This is a genomic window from Pseudomonas sp. GL_139_B (genome assembly GCF_057834475.1).
In genome coordinates this window covers 1,870,142-1,893,639 of record NZ_CM174403.1, presented here as the reverse complement: position 1 = coordinate 1,893,639, position 23,498 = coordinate 1,870,142, and the positions used below count along the sequence as shown (strand labels likewise).

Genomic DNA, 23,498 nt, shown 5'->3' with positions numbered 1-23,498 from the left:
AGATCACTACACAACTCCTGTGGGAGCGAGCCTGCTCGCGAAGACGGAGTGTCAGTCGACATCGTTGTTGCCTGATACACCGCTTTCGCGAGCAGGCTCGCTCCCACAGGTTTAGTGTTCAGATCCCGCTCTTCACCGTGCTCCAGACGCGGGTGATGGCGCGCATTTCCTTTGCGTCCTGAGTCTTTTGCGGAAACAGCCGCTGGCGGGTTTCTTCATCGGGGTAGATCGCCGGATTGCTGCGCACATCGGCATTGAGCAATGGCGTGGCTGCCGCGTTGCTGTTGGCGTAATGGATGTAGTCGGTGACGTCCGCCATCACTTGTGGCTGCATCAAGTACTCAAGGAACTTGTGTGCGTTGGCCACGTGCGGCGCGTCGGCGGGGATGTACATGTTGTCGAACCAGATCAGCGAACCTTCCTTGGGAATGAAATAGGCCAGTTTGATCTTCAACTTGGCTTCTTCGGCGCGGGCCATGGCGGTGGCGTAGTCGCCGGACCAGGTCATGGCCATGCAGACATCGCCGTTGGGCAGACTGGTCAGATAGTTCACCGAGTCGAACTTCTTGATGTACGGCCGAACGGACAGCAACAAGTCCTGCGCGGCTTTCAAGTCTTCCGGCGATGCACTGCGCGGGTCCCGTCCCAAGTACTTCAAGGCCAGCGGAATCACTTCAGTGGGCGCATCGACCAGGGTGACGCCGCAGTCGGCGAAGCGCGAGACGATTTTCGGGTCGAAGATCATCGCCAGCGAACCAATCGGCGCGTCCGGCATACGTTCCTTGATCTTGTCGACGTTGTAGGTGATGCCGTTGCTGCCCCAGGTGTAAGGCGCTGAATACAGCGTGCCGGCATCAAAACCCTGCAAGTCCTGCAAGACTTTCGGATCCAGATTGGTCCAGCCCGGCAGCAACTTCTTGTCCAGAGGCTGGAACACTTTGGCCTTGATCAAAGGCGGCGCAAGGGAGGCATTCAACACCACCAGATCGTAACCGGAGTGCCCGGTCAGCAACTTCGCCTGGACGGTTTCGTAGGCATCAAAGGTGTCGTAGATCACCTTGATCCCGGAGGCTTTCTCAAAGTCGGCGAGGGTTTTTTCGCCGATATAGTCCGCCCAGTTATACAACCGGAGCGTATTGTTTTCGTTCACGTCGGTGGCGGCTTGAGCATTCAGTGTCAGCGGAACTAGCAACAGACTGGAAATCACCATGAGGGCCTTGCGCATAGCAAATTCACCTTATCAAGCGAAGTCGGTTCTGGATGACCGGTTGCCCCCACTATTGAGCGATTGGGCCAACGGCACCATACCCCGAATGGGTGTGTGAGCCGTTTGGCGGCCAGCGCCGCGGCAAAACATGGCAAAAAGCAGCAGTTTCGTTGACTCGTTTTGTCATAGCTCCCAAGCCGGCCGGGCGCTTAGAGTGGCTGCCGGACAAAACAAGCGGGGCATTCCATGAGCGAGCTGATCAAACAAGATCGAAACGAAGGCGTTTTGACGCTCACGCTTGACCGCCCCGACAAGCTCAACGCGCTGAATAACAGCCTGTATACGCAGTTGGCTGATCGGCTGCTGGCCGCGGATGAAGACGCCAGTATCGGCGTGATAGTCCTCACGGGCGGCACCACGTGTTTCACCAGCGGCAATGATCTGGCAGATTTTCTCGAGCATCCGCCGACGCATCTGGACAGCCCTGCGTTTCGCCTGATGAACGTCGTCATTCACTTGCAGACACCGTTGATCGCCGCCGTGTGCGGAGCGGCCATCGGCATTGGCACCACCCTGCTGCTGCATTGTGATCAGGTGCTGGTCACGAAAAACGCCAAGCTGCGCGCGCCGTTTGTGAACCTGGGCCTGTGCCCGGAGTTCGGCGCGAGCCTGTTGTTGCCGCGCCTGCTTGGCCATGCCCGCGCCGCACGTCTGCTGCTGTGGGGCGACAGCCTCGACGGCACAGCGGCGGTGGCGTGCGGACTGGCCAACGAACTGTTCGACGACGGGCAACAATGCCTCGACGCCGCACAGCACTTGGCTCGACGGCTGTTGGCATTGCCGCAGGATTCCGTGCGTCAGACCCGGCAGTTGCTCAAACAGGCGGTGTTGCCGGAGTTAAAAGCCACTATTCGTCAGGAAAACCTGTTGTTCATCGAGCGCCTCAAGACACCTGAAGCGCAAACAGCGTTGACCGCCCTCCTTATTCGCAGTACAGAAAAGCATTCACCAAGAGGAAAGCCGTAATGAACACCCCGGATATTTTTGTTGTCAGCGCCGCACGTACCGCCATTGGCACCTTTGGTGGTTCGCTCAAAGACGTTCCGCTGGTCGACCTGGCGACCACGGCTGTCAAGGCCGCCCTGCAACGCTCCGGCGTAGACCCGGCGCAAGTTGGCCATCTGGTGATGGGCAGCGTAATCCCGACCGAAACCCGCGACGCGTACATCTCCCGGGTCGCCGCGATGAACGCCGGCATCCCGAAAGAGACCCCGGCCTACAACGTCAACCGCCTCTGCGGTTCCGGCCTGCAAGCGATCATCAATGCCGCGCAAACGCTGATGCTGGGCGATGCCGACATTGCCATCGGTGCCGGTGCCGAATCCATGAGCAGTGGCCCGTACCTGATGCCTGCCGCCCGTTGGGGTGCGCGCATGGGTAATATCCAGGCTATCGACTACATGCTGGGCATCCTGCATGACCCGTTCCATGGCATCCACATGGGCATCACCGCCGAGAACGTCGCCGCACGCAACGGCATCACCCGCGAGATGCAAGACGCCCTGGCCCTGGAAGATCAGAAGCGCGCCGCGTTCGCCATCGCCAACGGCTACTTCAGCGAGCAAATCGCTGCAGTGGAAATCCGTGATCGCAAGGAAACCAAGCTGTTCAGCGTCGACGAACATCCTCGCGCCACCTCCCTGGAACAACTGGCGGGCATGAAGCCAGCGTTCAAGAAAGACGGCACGGTGACTGCCGGCAACGCATCCGGCCTGAACGACGGCGCCGCTGCGCTGGTCATGGCCACCGGCGCTGCCGTACAAGCCAACAACCTGCGCCCGATGGCCCGTCTGGTCAGCTACGCCCACGCCGGTGTTGAACCGGAACTGATGGGGCTCGGCCCGATTCCTGCCACACGCCTGGCACTCAAGCGTGCCGGCCTGACCGTCGCCGACATGGACGTGATCGAAGCCAACATCGCTTTCGCCGCCCAAGCCTGTGCAGTCAGCCAGGAACTGGACCTCGACCCAGCCAAGGTCAACCCGAACGGTTCGGGTATTTCCCTGGGTCACCCGGTCGGCGCGACTGGCGCGATCATCGCCACCAAAGCGATCCACGAACTGCACCGCACCAACGGCCGTTATGCGCTGGTGACCATGTGCATCGGTGGTGGTCAGGGTATTGCGGCGATTTTCGAACGCGCTTAAGTGTCAGCGCGATGCCCGGTGCAATGCCGGGCATCGCAGCCGCTTGATGATTTCCTTCATCAACTGGTCGCAATTCATCAATCCCGCCCCTTCCTAGCGCCATAAATTAACTCCCAGAGCCAGTTGCCGTGCCGTGCGGCCAGCCCCTGTGGAGATCGCCCCCATGCAAAACTTCCAAGCCCGCAAAGAGCAAAGCCCCGTCGAGGGTTGGGATCATCAGGACCCGGAAGAAGCCTTCACCCTGCCCTCGCGTTATTTCTACGACGAGACCTTGTTCAAGGCCGAGCGCGACAACATTTTCATGCACGCCTGGCACGTCGCCGGACACGTCAGTGAATTCGCCGAGCCGGGCCAGTACGTGGTAACGGATCTGTTCGATCAGAGTGTGGTGGTGGCGAAGAACCGTCAGGGGCAGATCCACGCGTTCCATAACGTTTGCCAGCATCGTGGCAACCGCTTGCTCGAAGAGCGTCGCGGCACCACTGGCGGCGTGGTGCGTTGCGCCTATCACTCGTGGTGCTATGAAATGGACGGCAGCCTGCGCAGCGCACCGCGTTGCGAAAAGATGAAGAACTTCGAGTTGCAGCAGTTCAACATCCCGCAGATCCGTACCGAAGAAATGGGCGGCTTCATTTACTTCAACCTCGACCCGGCGGCACCGTCGTTGCGCGACTTGTTCCCGGGTGCCGATGAGGAAATGCATCGGGTATTTCCAGACCTCGCCAACATGCGCCTGATCGAGGAGCAGGACGTGATCGTGCCGGCCAACTGGAAGGTGATCATGGACAACTCCATCGAGGGTTATCACTTCAAGTTGTCCGGGCCGTGCCACATCGACCTCGCCAAGTTGATCGACTTCAAGGGCTATCAGTTGACCAAACGCGACAACTGGTGGACCTACATCGCCCCGGCCAACCTCTCGGTGACCGAAGCCTATGGCGTGCCGCTGAAACCCGACGTCAACCCGGACGAATGCTTCTTCAACATCGGCCTGTGGCCGAACAACACCTTCTACACCTTCCCGTTCTCGGAGTTTCTGGGCTCGTTCATCATGATCCCGCTGGACGCCGAGCGCTCGCTGCTGCGTTTTGGCTACTACACCAACAACGCAGAAACGGCTGCGGTCAGTGAGTCCTGCATGAAATGGATGAACGAGGACCTGGGACCGGAAGACATCGCGTTGAACATCTCGGTGCAAAAGGGCTTGCGTTCACTTGGCTACGACCAGGGCCGCTACATGATCGATGCCCAACGCAGTAATGAAAGCGAGCATTTGGTGCATCACTTTCATCGGCTGGTGTTCAACGGCATACACGGCCCATCCGCCGCCTGAGCCAACGCAACAACCCCTGTAGGAGCCGAGCTTGCTCGCGATGGCGGAGTGTCAGCTGACACATGTGTTGCCTGATACACCGCCATCGCGAGCAAGCTCGGCTCCTACAGGGATTGTGGGGTGATCTTTAATTTATGGAGTACAGCGAACCATGGCCGATCATGCGTTTGACTACCTGATTGTGGGCGCAGGGTCTGCGGGCTGCGTGTTGGCCAACCGCCTGGGCGAAGACTCGAGCGTGCGGATTCTGTTGCTGGAAGCCGGCCCGGCGGACAAGAGCTGGACCATCGATATGCCCTCGGCCGTCGGCATTGTGGTCGGTGGTACGCGCTACAACTGGAGCTATACCTCCGAGCCGGAACCGTATCTGGACGGTCGTCAGATTGGCACGCCGCGAGGCCGGACGCTGGGCGGTTCGTCGTCGATCAACGGCATGGTCTACATCCGCGGCCATGCCCGCGATTACGACGGTTGGGCCGAAAAAGGCTGTGATGGATGGAGCTATCAGCAGGTGCTGCCGTACTTCAAACGGGCGCAAACCCATGCTGATGGCGCGGACGATTACCGAGGGGGGGCGGGGCATCTGCACGTCACACCGGGCAATACCGAAACGCCGTTGTGCGCGGCATTTCTCGCAGCGGGCGCCGAGGCCGGGTATGGCTTGAGCAACGATTTGAATGGCTATCGTCAGGAGGCCTTCGGGCCGGTGGATCGCACCACGCGCAACGGACGACGCTGGAGCACGTCGCGGGGTTATCTGAGTGAGGCTCTGGCGCGCGGCAATGTGCGGGTGGTCACTGACGCGCTGGCGTTGCGCATTTTGTTCGATGGAAAACGCGCCATCGGAGTTGAGTACGAACAGAGCGGCAAGACTCATCACGCCCACGCCCGGCGAGAAGTTGTGCTGACGGCTGGAGCGATCAATTCGCCACAGCTGTTGTTGTTATCGGGCATCGGCCCGGCGGCTGAATTGCGTGACCTGGGGATCACCGTTAAACACGACCTGCCCGGCGTCGGCAAACGACTCAACGATCACCCCGACACGGTGGTGCAGTACCTGTGCAAGCGGCCGGTGTCGCTTTATCCGTGGACCACCGCGCCGGGCAAGTGGTGGATTGGCGCGCGCTGGTTCGCCACCCATGACGGGCTGGCGGCGAGTAACCATTTCGAGGCCGGCGCGTTTATCCGCTCGCGAGCCGGGGTCGAACACCCCGATTTGCAGCTGACCTTTATGCCGCTGGCGGTCAAACCCGGCAGCGTCGATCTGGTGCCGGGGCACGCCTTTCAGGTCCACATCGACCTGATGCGCCCCACCAGCCTGGGCAGCGTGACCCTGAACAGCGCCGACCCTCGACAGCCGCCGCGCATCCTGTTCAATTACCTGAAAACCGAGCAGGATCGAGCCGACATGCGTGCCGGTGCACGACTGGTGCGCGAGATCATCGGGCAACCGGCGATGGCCGCGTTCAAAGGCGAAGAACTGGTGCCCGGCCCCGCCGCGCAAAGTGACGAAGCGCTGGACGCTTGGGCCAGACAGGTCACGGAAACCGGCTACCATGCCAGCGGCACCTGCAAGATGGGCCCGGCCGGCGACCCGCAAGCGGTGGTCGATCCGCAACTGCGTGTACACGGTCTCGATGGACTGCGCGTGGTGGACGCGTCGATCATGCCGGTGATCGTCAGCGGCAATACCAACGCACCGACGGTGATGATTGCGGAAAAGGCCAGCGATATGATTCGCGGACTGCAACCACTGCCGCCCATGGAGGCGCCGGTGTGGATTCATCCGCAATGGCAAACACGGCAACGATGATGTTTGAACCCAGAGATCCCCCATGAGCAATCAGCCGTCCGACAGCACAATGCCCCCTGAAACCCGTTTCACTTGGCGGCGAGGCGATCGTGCGCCGTTGCGGGTCGCGGTGTTGCTGTTGCCGTCGTTTTCCAATTTCGGCCTGGCCGCCGTGCTGGAGCCTCTGGCCATCGCCAATTGGCTGACGCAACGACCGATTTTCGAATGGACGCTATTGTCGCTGGACGGCGAACCGGTGCAGGCCAGTAACGGCTTGATTACCGTGGCGAACCACGGCCTGCGCGCCGATCAGGGGTTTGACGTGTGCCTGGTGATCGCCAGTTTCGATGTACACAAACACAGCCGCAACCTGGCGCTCAAGAGCTGGCTGCGCAAACAGGCGCTGTTCGGCGCGGTGTTGATGGGCGTGGAAACCGGCACTGAACTGCTCGCCGCCGCTGGCGTGCTCGATGGCTATGAAGCGGCGGTGCACTGGGACAATCTTCAGGGTTTTCAGGAAAGTTATCCGCGGGTACTCGCCAAGCCGCAGCTCTACACCCTGGAGCGTCAGCGCATGACCTGCGCCGGCGCGACGACCACGCTGGACATGCTGCTGAGCTGGATCGGGCAAAGCGTCGACAGCGATCTGGCCCGGGAGATCGGCATGCACCTGCTGATGGGGCAGGTGCGTGCACCGGCAGACAATCAACTCGACAGCGGCCTGACTAACTCCGGGATGCAGGGCAGCAAGATTCGCCGCGCGGTGCAGTTGATGGAAAAGGCCTTGGAAGAACCGCTCGATTGCGAAGCGATTGCCAACCAGGTCGGCCTTTCGCGCCGGCAGCTGGAGCGCCAGTTCAAGCATCAGACTGGCCTGTCGCCGCTCAAGTACTACATCACGTTGCGCCTGGCCAAGGCCCACAGCCTGTTGCAACAAACACGCTTGAGCGTGGCGCAAGTGGCGGCATGTTCCGGGTTCGGTTCGCTGGAGCATTTCTCACGCACCTATCGCGCCCGTTTCGGCTGCCCGCCCAGCGAAGACCGCAGCCAGGTCTGGACCGCGCCGGTGATGCGCCAGCCGTTAAGCAAGGCGCATCGCCCGGTCGAGGCTGACTGAATTTACAGGCGATACTCGGCCTCCTCTGCGTCCAGAATCCCCATCAATGCGTTGAAATGCTTGTCGGCAAAGCCCGGATAGTCGAGCCATTGCCGGCAGGTTTTTCGCGCAATCTCATCGCTGGCGATGCGCAACTCTCGGCCGGTTGAAAGCGCGGTGATGTAAGTCTCGCAAGCGCGTTCGAAGTAATACAGATCATCGAACGCCTGGGCGATGGTTGGCGCCGCGACCAGCACGCCATGGTTGCCCATCAACAGAATCGGTTTGTCCCCCAGCAGATGGCTGACACGCTCGGCCTCATCCCCAAGGCCCATGCCGTCGAAGCCGTCGTCGATGGCCACCCGCTCGAAAAAGCGCATCGAATTTTGCTCAATCGGTGGCAACCGTGAATCCGCCAGGCACGCCAGCGCCGTCGCGTATTTCGAGTGGGTGTGCAAAATGCAGCGGGCGTGCGGCTGGTTGCGATGCAAGGCGCTGTGCAAGGCCCAGGCGGTAATGTCCGGCGCATCCGGGCGGTCGAGGCTGGCTGGGTCGTCAGCGTTCACCAGCAGCAGGTCGCTGGCCTTGATCGTGGAGAAATGCCTGCCGTAAGGGTTGATCAAAAACTCGCGACCGTCCCCCGACACCGCCACGCTGAAGTGATTGGCGATGGATTCGTGCAGGTTCAAACGCGCAGCCCAGCGAAAGGCGCAGGCCAGGCGGATTCTCAGTGGCTCGACAGCTTGATTCATCGCATCCCCTCTCGGCTCGTTTAGCGGTTGCTGGCAGTGTAGAGAGACGTGCTGCGCGCACTTGACGGGAAGCGACACGAGTTGCCGTTATGACACGAACGCACAACAGTGGGAAAACGGCACGCTTATGCCGCGTTTGATCAAGAGCACCACCAGCGGCACCGCCATAGTGACGACCACGACTCACTGGGCAGGAGACGCAGATGCAGCAGATTCCGTTGTTTATAGCCGGTGTTTGGCAAGCGCCGCAGGCGGCGCGATACCGTGATGTGATCAATCCGGCCACCGAGGATGTACTGGCGCAGGTGGCCGTCGCCGGCCCCGTGGATGCGCAACGGGCGATCAGCGCCGCACGGGAAGCGTTCGATAGCGGGCCGTGGTCGACGATGGCGGTGACGGAGCGGGCGCAATGGATGCAACGGATCGCCGACTTGATCGAACGGGACGCCTCGAATCTGGCACGTCTGGAAACCCTTAACGCCGGCAAGACCTTGGGCGAAAGCCTCGGCGATATCGGCAACGTAGTCGCCACGTTTCGCTACTACGCAGCCTTGCTTGAAACCGAAAGTGCCAGCGTCAACAGCCATGCCCCGGCCCATGTCATCAGCTTCAACCAGCGCGAACCGGTGGGCGTGTGCGCCTTGATCGCGCCATGGAATTATCCGTTGCTGCAAGCCGTCTGGAAAATCGCCCCGGCCTTGGCCGCTGGCAACACCGTGGTGTTCAAACCCAGCAGCCTGACGCCGCTGACGGCGCATCGGTTGACTGAATTATTGGTTGAAGCAGGCCTGCCGGACGGCGTGTTCAATTTACTCTGCGGTCCCGGTGACGTCGGCGAACTGCTCGCCGCCAGCCCTGACGTAGACCTGGTCTCGCTGACCGGCGGCGCCGGTGCCGGCGGCAAGGTGATGCGCGCGGCCTCGGGCAATTTCAAACGGGTGGCGCTGGAGTTGGGCGGCAAAAATCCGAACATCGTGTTCGCCGACGCCGACTTCGAGGTGGCGCTGGACCAAGCACTCAACGCCGTGTTTTTCAATGCAGGGCAGATCTGTTCCGCCGGTTCCCGATTGCTGGTGGAAGACGGCATTCACGAGCGTTTTGTCGACGCCTTGCAGCAACGCATCCAGAAGATTCGCCTGGGCGATGGCCTGGATCAGCTGACGCAAATGGGCCCGCTGATTTCTGCCAACCAGCGCGATCAGATCCTGACGATGATTGCCGGTGCCGTGGAGCAAGGCGCTAGGTTGAGGGCCGGCGGCACGATACCCGGACAGTTCGAACGCGGCTTCTGGCTGTGCCCGACTTTGCTCGATAACGTGACGTCCGAGATGCAAATCGCCCGGGAAGAAATCTTCGGCCCGGTCATCACCGTCGAGCGTTTCAGCGGTGAGGCACAAGCGCTGCAATTGGCCAATGACACGCCATATGGCCTGGCAGCCGGCGTCTGGACCCGGGATATCGGCAAGGCTTACCGCATGGCCAAACGGCTGCGGGTCGGCACTTTGTGGATCAACGACTACAACGCCGCATTCCCGCAGGCGCCGTGGGGTGGCTACAAGTCCAGCGGCATCGGGCGCGAACTGTCCCGGGCTGGGCTGGATGAGTTCACCGAGCTCAAGCACATCTACCTCAACACCGAACCCGCGCCGCTGAACTGGTTCGGTGTCTGACGTTTACCCTCGAGGAGTCGCCCCCATGAAAGCCTTGCTCTTGCTTGCATCGATCACCCTGCCCCTGCTGGCCCACGCGGCGGAACCGGAGTCCTGCGCCACGGTGCGTTTTTCCGATGTCGGCTGGACCGACATCAGCGTCACCACCGCCATCGCCAGCGAAGTGCTGGAATCGCTCGGCTACAAAACCAAAACCACCCTGCTGTCGATTCCCGTGACCTATCGCGCCCTGTCCTCCGGCAAAGAGCTGGACGTGTTCCTGGGTAACTGGATGCCCACCACAGAAAACGACATCAAGCCCTTCCGCGACGCCGGCACTGTGGAAACCGTGCGCGCCAACCTGCACGGTGCCAAATACACCTTGGCCGTGCCCGACTACGTCTACGACGCCGGGCTGCATGACTTCGCCGACATCGCCAAATTCAAGGACAAACTCAAAGGCCAACTCTATGGCATCGAACCGGGTAACGACGGCAATCGCCTGATCCAGAGCATGATCGACAAAGACGCCTTCGGCCTGAAGGATTTCAAAGTCGTGGAGTCCAGCGAAGCGGCGATGCTTTCACAACTCAAACGCTCAACGCGAAAGAACGAGTGGATGGTATTCCTCGGCTGGGAACCGCACCCGATGAACACCCGCAACAAGATGAAGTACCTCAGCGGCGGCGACGAGTACTTCGGCCCGAACTACGGCCAGGCCACGGTCTACACCAACGTGCGCAAGGACTACCTGAAGGAATGCAGCAACGTCGGAAAACTGCTGCAGAACATGGAATTCTCACTGGCCATGGAAAACCAGTTGATGGACGCGGTGTTGAATCAGAACCAGAAACCAAGGGCGGCGGCAAAGGCATGGTTGAAGGCTAATCCGGCGGTGTTGGAGGCGTGGCTGACAGGGGTGAGCAGTCGGGATGGGCAGGATGGGGTTAAGGTTGCCAGTGCGCGATTGGCTCCTTAACAGCTGCTATTTTTTGACTTACAAGTGCCTGCCCAATAGCGGCAGGCGCTGTTTTTCATGTGCTGGATCCTCACAAATCCTCATTAAGCCTCTTCCCACACAAATGCAAGGCGCATTCTGGCGCTCACATTTCTTAAACAATTGATTCCCTCTTCCTTCCGCTGGGGTGACCTGACGATCGGCAGCAAAAATCAATTGCCAGAAAATATTACCTACGTCATATTACATTCGTAATAAACAGCCGTCTCCACAGGTAGATCTCCATGACCAGCATGACCAACCTCGAATCCGACCTTGCTGTCCCGGTGAGCACACCCAAGCCTCCCCTGCTCAAACGGTTGATCCTGCTGACGGCGGTTATCGCTGCCCTGGGGTCCGCCGGGTTGTATGCGACTCACTGGTGGACGGCCGGTCGTTTCATCGAGGAAACCGACGATGCCTACATCGGCGGCGATGTCACGGTAATAGGACCAAAAGTCGCCGGGTACATCGAAGAAGTGCTGGTCACCGACAACCAGACAGTGAAGGCCGGTGATGTGTTGATTCGCCTGGACGCTCGTGACTACCGCGCGAATCTCGCCAAGGCCGAAGGCGCAGTCGCCGCCGAAGAAGCCTTGTTGGCCAACCTCGACGCCACTGAACAATTGCAGTACGCGGTGATCGGCCAGGCCCGCGCAGGGATCGATGCCGCTGGCGCGGAAACCGCCCGTTCCCGGGATGACAATGCCCGCTACAAAAAACTGGTGAGCACCAATGCGGTCTCGGTGGAAAGCGCTCAGCGCGCTGATGCTACGTTCAAAACCGCTCAGGCGATCAGCTCGCGGGCCCAGGCCGAATTGCTGGCCGCCCAACGTCAGCTGAACGTGATCGAAACCCAGAAACAGCAAGCCCGCGCCGCGCTGATGCAGGCTCGGGCCGAACGGGATCTGGCGCAATTGAATGTCGGCTACACCGAACTCAAGGCCCCGGTGGATGGCGTGATCGGCAATCGCCGGGCGCGGGTCGGCGCGTATGCGCAAGCCGGTTCGCAGTTGCTGTCGGTGGTGCCGTCCAGTGGTTTGTGGGTGGATGCCAACTTCAAGGAAGATCAGCTGGCGCGGATGATTCCGGGGCAACGCGTGGTCATTCATGCTGATGTGCTTTCGGGGCAGGAATTCCACGGCCATCTGGGCAGCCTGGCGCCAGCCAGCGGCTCGCAGTTCAGCGTGTTGCCACCGGAAAACGCCACGGGCAACTTCACCAAGATTGTCCAGCGGGTGCCGGTACGCGTCATCCTCGATCCGGCCGACGGTGTGCTCGGTCACTTGCGTCCGGGCCTGTCGGTGACGGCTGAAGTCGACACCCGCAAAAGCGCTGAAACTCCAGCCGTGGCCAGCGCACCATGAGCCGCACCCTCGCCGTCCCTGCGCAACCGTTCAATGCCGCCGACATGGCGACGGCGACCAAGGTGTTCGCCTTCGCCAGCATGTGCATCGGCATGTTCATTGCGCTGCTGGATATTCAGATCGTTTCCGCCTCATTGCGTGACATTGGCGGCGGACTCTCGGCCGGCACCGACGAAACGGCGTGGGTGCAGACCAGTTACCTGATCGCCGAAATCATCGTGATTCCACTCTCGGGCTGGTTGTCGCGGGTGTTTTCGACTCGCTGGTTGTTCTGCGCTTCGGCGGTAGGTTTTACCTTGGCCAGCCTGTTGTGCGGCGTGGCCTGGAACATCCAGAGCATGATCGCCTTCCGCGCGTTGCAAGGCTTTCTCGGCGGTTCGATGATCCCGCTGGTGTTCACCACGGCGTTCTTTTTCTTCACCGGCAAACAACGAGTGATCGCGGCTGCAACCATTGGTGCGGTGGCTTCGCTGGCACCGACGCTGGGGCCAGTGATTGGCGGCTGGATTACCGACATTTCGTCCTGGCACTGGCTGTTCTATATCAATCTGGTGCCGGGGATTTTCGTCGCCGTGGCGGTGCCGATGCTGGTGAAAATAGATCAGCCAGAACTGTCGCTGCTCAAAGGCGCCGACTACCTGAGCATGGTGTTCATGGCGCTGTTTCTCGGCTGCCTGGAATACACCCTGGAAGAAGGCCCGCGCTGGAACTGGTTCAGCGACAGCACCATTCTCACCACTGCATGGATCAGCGGCCTCGCCGGCCTGGCGTTCATCGGCCGGACCTTGCACGTGGCCAATCCGATCGTCGATTTGCGCGCCCTGAAAGACCGCAACTTCGCGCTCGGCTGTTTCTTCTCGTTCGTCACCGGGATCGGCTTGTTCGCCACCATTTACCTGACGCCGCTGTTTCTCGGCCGAGTGCGGGGCTACAGCGCGCTGGACATTGGTCTGGCGGTTTTCTCCACCGGGGTGTTCCAGATCATGGCGATTCCGCTGTACGCCTTTCTGGCCAACCGCGTCGATTTGCGCTGGATCATGATGACCGGCCTGGGTCTGTTCGCGTTGTCGATGTGGGATTTCAGCCCGATCACCCATGACTGGGGGGCTAGAGAGTTGATGCTGCCGCAAGCATTGCGCGGGATTGCCCAGCAACTGGCGGTGCCGCCAGCCGTGACCTTGACCTTGGGCGGTCTGGCGCCGGCACGGCTCAAACATGCGTCGGGGTTGTTCAATCTGATGCGTAACCTGGGAGGCGCCATTGGCATCGCCGCCTGCGCAACCATCCTCAACGACCGCACCAACCTGCATTTCACAAGGTTGGCGGAACACCTGAACAGCACCAACGAAGCGCTGAACCAGTGGCTGTCCCAGGTCGGCAACAACTTCACTGCCCTCGGCCACAGCGGTGACACTGGCATCACCGCCAGCCTGCACCAGCTATGGCTGTTGACCTACCGCGAAGCCCAGACACAAACCTATGGCGACGCGTTTTTAATGATCATGGTCTGCTTCATCATCGCCACGGCGATGGTGCCCTTGATGCGCAAGGTGCAACCACCGGCCGCGCCGTCAGCGGATGCTCACTGATCAGGCTTGAGGCATTTTGCGGAAACCAATGGCCAGACGGTTCCAGGCATTGATCGTGGTAATGGCCACGGTCAGGTCGACCATTTCCTTCGGGCTGAACTCGGACGTTGCCAGCTCGTAGTCCTCATCAGGCGCGTGGGTCTGGCTCACCAGCGTCAAGGATTCGGTCCAGGCCAGTGCTGCGCGTTCACGCGGAGTGAAGAATGGCGTTTCACGCCAGGCCGACAGCGTGTACAGACGACGCTCCTCTTCACCGCCCTTGCGGGCATCGGCGCTGTGCATGTCGAGGCAGAAGGCGCAGCCATTGATTTGCGAAGTGCGCAGCTTGACCAGTTCGATCAGGGTCTTTTCCAGCGGCAGCTTCGAAACAGCGGTTTCCAGGGCGATCATGGCTTTGAGCGCATCCGGGGAAGCGGTGTAGAAATCGATACGAGGTTTCATGGTGGGCTCCGATAGCAAGTAGGGGTGGAGCTAAGTTAGCCCCGCCTGCCCTTTGGACAAATAGCCAATATTCCAGAAGTCGAGGAGGCCATTGGAGACCAATGAGAAATCAGCCGGGTCTGAAATGGCCATCGGGAGCAGCGGCCATCCTCCGCCGATCACTAAGCCCTGTTACGCAACCATTGCAAAAAACCCTTCCTCACCACAGCCTTCGGCACTTCCTGAGTCAGCGTCTGCGCTTTGTTCAAGCGGAAATCCAGCAGCGCCTTCATCGACTCGCCAATGTCATGCCGCGCATCCAGGCAGGGCTTGAGGTAGTCCTTCTCGATCCGGTACAAGCTGCAGGCAGTTTTCGCGATGAAGTCTGCCGGCATCGCGGCATCCAGTAAAATCCCGCCCTCGCCGATCACCTCGCCCGGCCCCATGCGTCCCGGCTCGAACTTGACCCCGCCACGGCTCATCTCCACCGAAACCACTCCGGATTCGATGATGAACAAATGATCGCTGACCTCCCCCGCCGGAAGAATCACGTCCCTGGCACGAAAGTTTTGCAGGGTCATGTGCTGGCTGAAAGTTTCTTTCTCATCCTGGCGCAGGGTCGAAAAAATGCTCGAGCTGTCCAGCAAAGCGCGTGCCCGCGACGGGTTCGCCGGCGCATTGGGCTCAACGCTCGACAACAGGTTGATACCCGACGCCTGCAAATGCCGGTAGGCCAGGTCATACAGCAGATTGCGCACCATGCGTTTCTGATCCATCGAGACCACGAAACCACTGATTTCGTATTCCACGCCAGTGACGCTGGAGCCTTTGAGGGCAACGCACGGTGCCGGATGACTCAAAAAATAACGACAGCCCTGCATCGCTCGTTCCAGCGCGTCGATTACCGTTTGCGGACGCGCGTGGGGACTCAGTTGCAGGCTGATTGATACGCCAAAAATGTCGCTCGGCCGACTGAAGTTGATGATCTTGGCCTTGGCCGCCAGCGAGTTGGGAATCACCGCCATGCTGCCTTGGGCGGTTTGCAGGCGCGTGGCGCGCCAATCGATGTCGGTGACCCGGCCTTCGGTGCCGTCTATCGAGATCCAGTCATCCACTAGATACGGTTTGGTGGTGTTGAGGACAATCCCGGAGAACACGTCGCTAAGAGTACTTTGCAAGGCCAGGCCGACGATGATCGCAACGGCGCCGGAGGTTGCCAGCACGCCTTTGACGGGCAGATCGAGCACGTACGCCAGCGCCGCGATAATCGCGATCAGGAAGATCACCGCACCGAGCAGATCCTGGAGCAAACGCCCGGTGTGCCCGACCCGCTGCATCATCACCGAGCCGATCAGCACCGTCAGGGTCCGCGCGCCGAACAGCCACCACGCAATCTGCAAACCGGTGGCTGCCAGGTGCAACGGCACGTTGTCGGCCCAAGGGGCAACCTCCAGCGGGTTCAAGCCTTCGTTGAACAGCAGGACGCTGAACAACGAGAAAATCACCAGCCTGACCAGCAATTTCCAGTTGCTGCCATTAGCGCTGATCAAACGCCACAGACCCAGATCGATCAAGATCAGGACCAGTGCGCAGACCAACGGATGATCGGTGAAAAAAGATTGCATCGAGCAACTCCAGCGAAGGCCAATGGCGCGAAGATCTCACACATTGGGCACAGTGTAGGAGGGTTTCATGCAAAACAAATGTGGGAGCGAGCCTGCTCGTGATAGCGGTGTGATAGTCACTGAATAGGTGTCTGTTATACCGCTATCGCGAGCAAGCTCGCTCCCAAAGGGGATCTAAGGTGTCAGCCGTTATTTGCTATTGGTCAGGGTGTTGTAGCTGGTCATCAGGTTGCGATAGTCCGGGATGTGGTTGGAGAACAAGGTGCCCAGCCCTTCCACATCGTTGCGCCAGTCGCGATGCAATTCACAAGCGAGGCCGAACCATGTCATCAACTGCGCGCCGGAGGCTGACATGCGGTCCCAGGCCGATTGTCGGGTCAGCTCGTTGAAGGTGCCGGAAGCGTCAGTCACCACGAACACCTCGAAGCCTTCGGCCAGCGCCGAGAGTGCCGGGAACGCCACGCAAACTTCCGTCACTACGCCAGCGATGATCAGCTGTTTCTTGCCGGTCGCCTTGATTGCCTTGACGAAGTCTTCGTTGTCCCAGGCATTGATCTGGCCAGGGCGGGCGATGTAAGGCGCATCCGGAAACAGCGCTTTAAGCTCAGGCATCAGCGGACCGTTGGGGCCGTTTTCGAAACTGGTGGTGAGGATGGTTGGCAACTTGAAATACTTGGCCAGGTCGGCCAGGGCCAGCACATTGTTCTTGAAACGGTCCGGTTCGATGTCGCGCACCAGAGACAGCAGACCCGCCTGGTGATCAACCATCAAAACCGCAGCGTTGTCCTTGTCGAGACGTTTGTAGGAAGTTGTCATTGCAGTAGTCCTCGCGTGTTGTCGATGCCGAGTGGATATCGGCGTGGGGGAGTCGTTTAGCGCTGGGAGTCCAGCACTTCGTGTTCATTCGCCACTTGCTGAGCCTTGAGGTAGCTTTCGATCAACAATTGATAATGCGGCATGGCCTGGGCGTAGACCGCGGCCCACTGCTCGGCATCCGGACGGTTCCACGAGCCTTGCAGTTCAGAGAGCGTGGCCATGATGTCGATCGGCACGACTCCGGCCTGTGCCAAACGGGCGATGGTCAGATCAGTAGCCAGTTTTGAGTGGTTGCCGGAGGCGTCGACCACCGCAAACACTTTGTAGCCCTCATGCACCGCCGCGATGGACGGAAACGCGAGGCAAACGCTGGTCAGCGTGCCGGCGATGACCAGCGTTTTCTTGCCGGTGGCTTTTACTGCCGCGTGAAACTCGGCGTTGTCCCAGGCATTGATTTCGCCTTTGCGTGCCACGTATCGGGCATGCGGAGCGGCTTCGTGGATCTCCGGAATCAACGGTCCATTCGGCCCTTGCGGGACGGAAGCGGTGGTAATAACCGGCATGTTCAGCAAGGTCGCGGCTTTGGCCAGGGCAATCGCGTTGGCGCGTAGTTGTGGCACGTCCATGTCCTTGACAATCTGGAACAGCCCGCTCTGGTGGTCGATCAACAGCATGGCGCTGTCGTTGGGATCGATGGTCGGTTTTTGGCCATTGAAGTTGGCCGCATTGACGGTATTCATGTGCGTTTCCTCTTTCTTTCAGGCAATAGCCATCCCTGGCCTGCGAACCGGCCTACGCGTCCTGTGCAGAGCGGGTTGTTGACCTGTTACGGGCTAACCGTGCATCCGGCCGAAGCGACCGGACTGGAAGTCGGCGAAGGCCTGGTGAATCTCTTGCTCAGTGTTCATCACGAACGGGCCGTGACCGACAATCGGCTCGTCGATCGGCTCCCCGCTGAGCAACAGCACCACCGCGTCCTGGCTGGCTTCAAGGGTCAACTGATCGCCGTCGCGTTCGAACAAGGCCAACTGACCTTCGCGCACCGGCTCCTGACCATTGACCTGAACCGTGCCGTGCAACACAACCAATGCCGTGTTGCGACCTTCGTGCAGGTCCAGAGTCAGCAATTTGCCGCCCTTGAGACGCAGGTCCCAGACGTCAATCGGTGTGAAGGTGCGCGCCGGACCGGTGTGGCCGTCGAACTCACCGGCGATCAAGCGCAGGCTGCCGGTCTGGTTCTTGAGCGGGATGTTCGGGATATCGCCATCGAGGATCGTCTGGTAACCGGCGTCGGCCATTTTGTCCTTGGCCGGCAGGTTGACCCATAGCTGCACCATTTCCAGAGTGCCGCCGGATTTGGCGAAACCTTCGGAGTGAAACTCCTCATGCAGGATCCCGGAAGCAGCAGTCATCCACTGCACATCGCCAGGGCCGATCGTGCCGCCGCTGCCGGTGGAGTCACGGTGTTCCAGTTCACCCTTATAAACGATAGTCACGGTTTCAAAACCACGGTGCGGATGCTGACCAACGCCACGTCGTTCGGTAGTCGCGGCGAATTCGGCAGGAGCGGCATGATCCAGCAGCAGGAATGGGCTGATGTGCTTGCCCAGGGTGTCATAGGAAAACAGCGTACGAACCGGAAAACCGTCGCCGACCCAATGGGGGCGTGGACTGGTGTAGATACCGATGATGTTTTTCATGGTGTCTCCTGATGAGGTGAGTGAAGCCATGGACAAAGCTTAAAACCCGAACATTTGGTGCGCTAGACTGCAAAAAACAGCCTTTGCGTTCTATTTGGGGAACGATAATGGAAGACCTCAACACCCTTTACTACTTCACTCAAGTGGTGGAACACGGCGGTTTCGCCCCGGCTGGTCGGGCGTTGGACATGCCTAAATCGAAGCTCAGCCGACGCATCGCCGAGCTTGAAGAACGCCTCGGTGTCCGCCTGCTGCATCGCACCAGTCGCCATTGTTCGTTGACGGAAATCGGCCAGGCCTACTACCAGCGTTGCCTGGCCATGCGCGTAGAAGCAGAAAGTGCCGCCGAACTGATCGAGCGCAATCGCTCCGAGCCTCAAGGCCTGGTGCGCATCAGTTGCCCGACGGCGCTGCTCAACTCCTGGGTCGGGCCCATGCTGACGCGCTACATGCTCAAGTACCCGCTGGTGGAATTATTTATCGAGAGCACCAATCGCCGGGTCGACCTGATCCACGAAGGGTTCGACATCGCCCTGCGCGTGCGCTTTCCGCCATTGGAAAACACCGACATGGTGATGAAGGTTCTAGGCAACAGCACCCAGTGCGTGGTGGGCAGCCCGGCCTGGGCCGAGCGCCTGTCGTCCCCCGTCTCCCCCGCCAACCTGAGCGGTTTGCCGAGCCTGCATTGGGGGGCGGCCCAGCGTGAATATCAGTGGGAATTGTTCGGTGCCGAAGGCGCCAGCGCACTGATTCGACATACGCCACGCATGGTCACGGATGATTTGCTCGCGTTGCGTCACGCAGTGGTTGCGGGTATTGGCATTGCGCACCTGCCGAGCGTAGTGGTGCGTGATGACATGGCGGCCGGTCGGTTGGTCAACCTGGTGCCGGGTTGGGCACCGAAATGCGGAATCATTCATGCAATCTTTCCCTCTCGCCGAGGACTGCTGCCGTCGGTGCGCACATTGATCGACTTTCTAGGAGAGGAGTTCAACCACGCTGACATCGCTTGATGTCACGCGACACACGGCGCTGGCGGAGTTTTTATTTCGGACATAATATCGACATGAATTACAGTCATAATATTCTTTCCGCACGAGGACATGTCTATGCAAAGCCCCACCCGCGAAGCCACGCTCGCTCAGTGGATCGCCCAGGAACACGCCATGCGCGCCCGCCTTGCCGGCCCTGGTAGCTTGTCCATGGCCGACGTCAGTGCGCTGTCGCCCGCCGAATTCTTCGAAGGCATCGGCAACGGTGAGCTGCCGTCGCCGCCAATTGGCGCGCTGATGGATTTCATCCCCATCGAATGGTCAGCCGGGCTGTTTATCTTTCAGGGCACCCCGGACGCACGGCATTACAACCCGTTGGGCAGCGTGCATGGCGGCTATGCAGCGACCTTGCTGGACTCATGCATGGGCTGTGCGGTTCATACACAGCTGAAGAAGGGTCAGGGCTATACGACGCTGGATCTGCGCATCAGCTATGTGCGTGCACTGACGGGTGCCAGCGGGCCGGTGCGCGCCGAAGGCAAGATCATTCACCTGGGACGTTCGACCGCACTGGCCGAGGGGCGGATTTATGATGTGGATGGGCGGTTGTATGCGACAGGGTCGACGACTTGCATGATTCTTGAGGCTCGCGGGTAAGGCTTGGGACTGAGTCGTGGAGAGCGGCTGGGCAGTCCTGAAGGCACCGCATCGCACCGGGATTAAGCATTAGTCACGTTTGAGGTGCTGCCCGAGACTTTTCATGGCGCGCTGCAATTGATCAACGGCTTCATCGATGAGTGCCGTGCGCCCCTCGGCGCAGGCTCGCTCCAGATCCTCGCAACACTCAATCAAACGTGCTGCGCGGACCACCCGCGCACTGCCCTTGATGCGGTGCGCCAGTTCCTGAAGAAGCGGACGATTATCGCCAACGTGCGCTTGCAGCAAATGAATACGGTCATCGCGGTTGGTCTCGGCCAATTCGCGCAACAATTGATTGATCAGCGTGCGGTCTTCACCGACGTAAAGCTCCAGGCCGGACAAGTCCATCTCTCGGGCGGCTCGAGCGTCGACCGGGATCGGCGGCTCACTGGAAAATCGTGCTGCCAGCCATACGCTCAAATCCGCCAGCAGGATGGGCTTGAACAAACAGTCGTCCATGCCTGCTTCCAGGCATCGAATCTTTTCCTCAGGCTGCGCATTGGCGGTAAACCCCAGAATCAGGGTGGGCGGCAATCCATAGGCGCGCTCTTCATCACGAATCGCGCTCGCTAATTCATAACCGCTGAGCCCAGGCATATTGCAGTCGCTGATGACGATATCGAACTCATGCATGCGCCATTGTTCAAACCCTTGCTCGCCATCCTCGGCCTCTATGACACGGTGCCCCAGATAGCTCAGCTGAAGGTTCAGCAACAAGCGATTTGCCGGGTAGTCATCGACCACCAAAATTGTCAGCGGTCGGGTGTATAGCGCTAATCCACCGCCCACCGTGTCACAAGGGGGCAAGGCTTTCAATGCCACCAGCGACAGACTGATGTCGGCCTGAGTACCCTTCCCAAGAAGACTGCCGAGCACCAGCCGCCCTCCCATCATTTCGCACAGGGTGCGACTGATTACCAGCCCCAGACCGGAACCCTTGCGCCCCGACTGTGGGCTGTTTCCGGCCTGGACGAACGGGCTGAACAAGCGCTGCTGATCATCCGCGCTGATGCCTATACCACTGTCTTCGATATGTACGTTTACCGCCAGATGACCTGAATTCCCCGGCACCACCCGTAGTCTGAGGCTCACCTCACCGGCATGGGTAAACTTGATCGCATTGCTCAGCAGATTGGACAGCACCTGCTTGAAACGCGTTGGGTCGATCAACACGTCACGATCACTGCGCGCGTCCAGGTCAACTCGCCAGGCGAGGTCTTTCTCCCGAGCCAGGCCTTCGAACACCCGGCACACCGATGCCACCAGCGCATGCAAATTGACACGCTCAGGCGTCAGGGACAAATGGCCGGATTCGATGCGGGCAATGTCCAGGATGTCGCCGATCAATTCCAGTAACTGTTGCGCGGCAGTGGACGCGACCTCCAGGGCACAACGATCGGCGATGCCCTCTTTCGCCCGCAACCCGGCCAATTCGAGCATGCCGATCAGGGCATTCATCGGCGTACGGATTTCATGACTCATGGTCGCCAGAAACGTGGTTTTCGCGCGATTGGCGTCGTCGGCGGCGTCCTTGGCGTCCTGCAATTGTTGCAACCAGCGTTGACGTTGGCGGATCTGTCGGCGCTGCCAGGCGATCCAGCCCAAAGCCAGCAAGAGCAATGCGGCGGCGGCGGCAAACGCCTGCAAGATGGCTGGGCGATGACGCAACCAATAGCTGTCATCCACCACCACATCATTGCCCCAGCGGGCGATCAGGCCGTCCATTTCTTCGGGCGAGATGCTCAACAACGCCTTGTTCAAGATCGATTGCAATTCCAGATCACCGCCGTTCATAGCCATGGCGATGCGCGCCGGTTCTTCACCTACCGTGCTGCTGATCCGTAAACGTCCCTGGTAATAGCGGGCAATCAGGTAACGGGTCATGAACAACGAACTGACTGCCGCGTCGGCCTGTCCGTTCATGACCAACTCCAGACCTTGCGCCGGGTTTTCAACATCCACCATGCGCACGCCCGGCACCCGCGCCTGAATAAATGCGCGTACCGGGTGATTGTGATAAATCGCCAACCGTTTACCGGCCAAGTCATCCAGCGTCTTAGGGCTATCGGGCGCGTTTACACTGACCAGCGTGTACGGATAAGTCACATAGGGGCTGGTAAAGTGCAGATCCGAGATACCTTCGGTGGTCGGAATGATGGCGGGTATGACGTCGATCTCGCCAGCCTTGAGTCGCTGAATCTGTTGATCAATGGACCGCCCCCGTAGCACGTTGAAGTTCAACCCGCTGCGTTGGCTGATCAGCGTCAGCAATTGCGCGGTCAGCCCGCTGAATTGCCCCTCGGCATTAAAGAATGACAGCGGCGCAAAGTTCTCCACTACCCCGACATTCACCTGTGGGTGACGGTCCAGCCAGTACTGTTCACTGGCGCTCAAATTGACTCGCGCCTGACTCAACCTGTTGACCCTGCCGGCGCTCCAGCGCTGATCGATAGCCGCCCGTTGATCCATAGGGATCGCCGCCAACGTCTTGTCGATGATGTCCTTTAGAGGCAGGTTGTCCTTGGCCATGGCAAAGCCGAACGGGTTGGCGTCGAGCCCGGATGGCCCCATCAGCTGAATGTCATTGAGGTAGTTATTGTTGATCAGGTAACTGGCGCTGATGAGGTCCCCCAGATACAGGTCATCTTGCCCATACGCCACCGCCCCGAGCGCATCAAGCGCTGATGGATACCGTTGCAGGCTGGCCTCGGGATAAAAAGCCTGGACGGTCTGCGCCGGCAGATAGTCATTGACCATAGCAATGCGTTTACCCGCCAGATCCTCGGGCATGCGCTCGCCCAGTCTGGTGACCAGCATCGGCTGATCTTCTGCATAGGAGCTGGACAGGATCAACTCGGGGTCGGACGCCTCGAAATTGTTCGAGGTCCCGAGTAGATCAAGTGCATCGAATTTCAGCGCCTCCATGGCCGCTTCCCGCGTGCCATAACGCTGAACTTGAATCGGAATGTCCAACAGTTGCGCAATCAATTGGGCGTAATCGGCGGTGATACCTTCCAGCTCATCGTGATTGCGCGTGACTTCAAAGGGTGGGTAGTCTGGCCCGCTCACTCCAAGGCGAAGGACACGCTTGCTGCGCAGCCATTGCCGGTCCTTCTCATCCAATTGGACTTCATAACCCTCCACCGTGGAACGCCCCAGCAGCTGCAAAGACTTTGGCGCGCCATCCTGGGCGGCCCACGTCAGCGGCACAAGGCATAGCATCAAGACGCACAACAAAATACGCATGTACAGGCGCC

19 protein-coding genes are annotated in these 23,498 nt (G+C 59.8%); 11 read left to right on the top strand and 8 right to left on the bottom strand.

The window, feature by feature from the left end; translation table 11 throughout:
- Positions 1-118: 118 nt before the first annotated feature.
- Complete coding sequence (locus AC3ISI_RS08675; RefSeq protein ID WP_489336431.1) at positions 119-1,225, bottom strand: polyamine ABC transporter substrate-binding protein; 1,107 nt, start codon at positions 1,223-1,225, stop codon at positions 119-121.
- Between the two features lie 228 nt (positions 1,226-1,453).
- Here AC3ISI_RS08675 and AC3ISI_RS08670 point away from each other — a divergent pair, with 228 nt between their 5' ends.
- The 5 genes from AC3ISI_RS08670 to AC3ISI_RS08650 all read left to right on the top strand — a co-directional run bounded on the left by AC3ISI_RS08670 (position 1,454) and on the right by AC3ISI_RS08650 (position 7,656).
- Complete coding sequence (locus AC3ISI_RS08670; protein ID WP_489336430.1) at positions 1,454-2,233, top strand: enoyl-CoA hydratase-related protein; 780 nt, start codon at positions 1,454-1,456, stop codon at positions 2,231-2,233.
- A complete protein-coding gene (locus tag AC3ISI_RS08665; RefSeq protein WP_150778139.1) occupies positions 2,233-3,414 on the top strand; it encodes an acetyl-CoA C-acyltransferase family protein in 1,182 nt (393 codons plus the stop codon). The genes AC3ISI_RS08670 and AC3ISI_RS08665 overlap by 1 nt, the downstream gene beginning before the upstream one ends.
- A gap of 163 nt (positions 3,415-3,577) precedes the next feature.
- Positions 3,578-4,747, top strand: coding sequence for an aromatic ring-hydroxylating oxygenase subunit alpha (locus AC3ISI_RS08660; protein WP_489336428.1), 1,170 nt, complete (start codon positions 3,578-3,580; stop codon positions 4,745-4,747).
- 151 nt (positions 4,748-4,898) lie between these two features.
- Entirely contained in the window at positions 4,899-6,560 is a 1,662-nt protein-coding gene (locus tag AC3ISI_RS08655) for a choline dehydrogenase (RefSeq protein ID WP_489336426.1), read from the top strand.
- Positions 6,561-6,582: 22 nt separating this feature from the next.
- Positions 6,583-7,656 (top strand): GlxA family transcriptional regulator, encoded by a 1,074-nt coding sequence (locus AC3ISI_RS08650; RefSeq protein ID WP_489336424.1) that lies wholly within the window; start codon positions 6,583-6,585, stop codon positions 7,654-7,656.
- 2 nt (positions 7,657-7,658) lie between these two features.
- Here AC3ISI_RS08650 and AC3ISI_RS08645 read toward each other — a convergent pair whose 3' ends face one another.
- On the bottom strand, positions 7,659-8,387 hold the full coding sequence (locus AC3ISI_RS08645; RefSeq protein WP_489336422.1) for a class II aldolase and adducin N-terminal domain-containing protein: 729 nt from the start codon (positions 8,385-8,387) through the stop codon (positions 7,659-7,661).
- A gap of 203 nt (positions 8,388-8,590) precedes the next feature.
- Here AC3ISI_RS08645 and AC3ISI_RS08640 point away from each other — a divergent pair, with 203 nt between their 5' ends.
- The 4 genes from AC3ISI_RS08640 (at position 8,591) to AC3ISI_RS08625 (ending at position 13,989) form a co-directional block, all read left to right on the top strand.
- Positions 8,591-10,057: an aldehyde dehydrogenase family protein gene (locus AC3ISI_RS08640; protein WP_489336420.1), complete on the top strand. Its 1,467-nt coding sequence runs from the start codon at positions 8,591-8,593 to the stop codon at positions 10,055-10,057.
- Positions 10,058-10,082: 25 nt separating this feature from the next.
- The gene (locus tag AC3ISI_RS08635) at positions 10,083-11,015 is read left to right on the top strand and encodes a choline ABC transporter substrate-binding protein (RefSeq protein ID WP_489336418.1); all 933 of its coding nucleotides are present in this window, start codon (positions 10,083-10,085) and stop codon (positions 11,013-11,015) included.
- A gap of 263 nt (positions 11,016-11,278) precedes the next feature.
- Positions 11,279-12,400 (top strand): HlyD family secretion protein, encoded by a 1,122-nt coding sequence (locus AC3ISI_RS08630; RefSeq protein WP_489336416.1) that lies wholly within the window; start codon positions 11,279-11,281, stop codon positions 12,398-12,400.
- The gene (locus AC3ISI_RS08625) at positions 12,397-13,989 is read left to right on the top strand and encodes a DHA2 family efflux MFS transporter permease subunit (protein ID WP_489336414.1); all 1,593 of its coding nucleotides are present in this window, start codon (positions 12,397-12,399) and stop codon (positions 13,987-13,989) included. The genes AC3ISI_RS08630 and AC3ISI_RS08625 overlap by 4 nt, the downstream gene beginning before the upstream one ends.
- On the opposite strand, the gene AC3ISI_RS08620 is transcribed toward AC3ISI_RS08625, so the two are convergent.
- The 5 genes from AC3ISI_RS08620 to AC3ISI_RS08600 form a co-directional block, all read right to left on the bottom strand.
- The gene (locus tag AC3ISI_RS08620) at positions 13,990-14,430 is read right to left on the bottom strand and encodes a carboxymuconolactone decarboxylase family protein (protein WP_489336412.1); all 441 of its coding nucleotides are present in this window, start codon (positions 14,428-14,430) and stop codon (positions 13,990-13,992) included. It lies immediately after the preceding gene.
- A 161-nt stretch (positions 14,431-14,591) separates the two neighbouring features.
- A complete protein-coding gene (locus tag AC3ISI_RS08615) occupies positions 14,592-16,034 on the bottom strand; it encodes a mechanosensitive ion channel domain-containing protein (RefSeq protein WP_489336410.1) in 1,443 nt (480 codons plus the stop codon).
- Positions 16,035-16,223: 189 nt separating this feature from the next.
- Entirely contained in the window at positions 16,224-16,850 is a 627-nt protein-coding gene (gene ycaC / locus AC3ISI_RS08610; RefSeq protein WP_489336409.1) for an isochorismate family cysteine hydrolase YcaC, read from the bottom strand.
- A gap of 56 nt (positions 16,851-16,906) precedes the next feature.
- Positions 16,907-17,590 (bottom strand): isochorismatase family protein, encoded by a 684-nt coding sequence (locus AC3ISI_RS08605; protein WP_489336407.1) that lies wholly within the window; start codon positions 17,588-17,590, stop codon positions 16,907-16,909.
- A gap of 93 nt (positions 17,591-17,683) precedes the next feature.
- On the bottom strand, positions 17,684-18,550 hold the full coding sequence (locus AC3ISI_RS08600; protein WP_489336406.1) for a pirin family protein: 867 nt from the start codon (positions 18,548-18,550) through the stop codon (positions 17,684-17,686).
- Between the two features lie 107 nt (positions 18,551-18,657).
- Between AC3ISI_RS08600 and AC3ISI_RS08595 the strand changes: the two genes are divergently transcribed.
- Both AC3ISI_RS08595 and AC3ISI_RS08590 read left to right on the top strand, forming a co-directional pair.
- Positions 18,658-19,563: a LysR substrate-binding domain-containing protein gene (locus tag AC3ISI_RS08595; protein ID WP_489336405.1), complete on the top strand. Its 906-nt coding sequence runs from the start codon at positions 18,658-18,660 to the stop codon at positions 19,561-19,563.
- A gap of 96 nt (positions 19,564-19,659) precedes the next feature.
- On the top strand, positions 19,660-20,199 hold the full coding sequence (locus AC3ISI_RS08590) for a PaaI family thioesterase (RefSeq protein WP_489336404.1): 540 nt from the start codon (positions 19,660-19,662) through the stop codon (positions 20,197-20,199).
- Between the two features lie 69 nt (positions 20,200-20,268).
- Here the strand turns inward: AC3ISI_RS08590 and AC3ISI_RS08585 are convergent, their stop codons facing one another.
- On the bottom strand, positions 20,269-23,487 hold the full coding sequence (locus AC3ISI_RS08585; RefSeq protein WP_489336403.1) for a transporter substrate-binding domain-containing protein: 3,219 nt from the start codon (positions 23,485-23,487) through the stop codon (positions 20,269-20,271).
- Positions 23,488-23,498 lie beyond the last annotated feature (11 nt).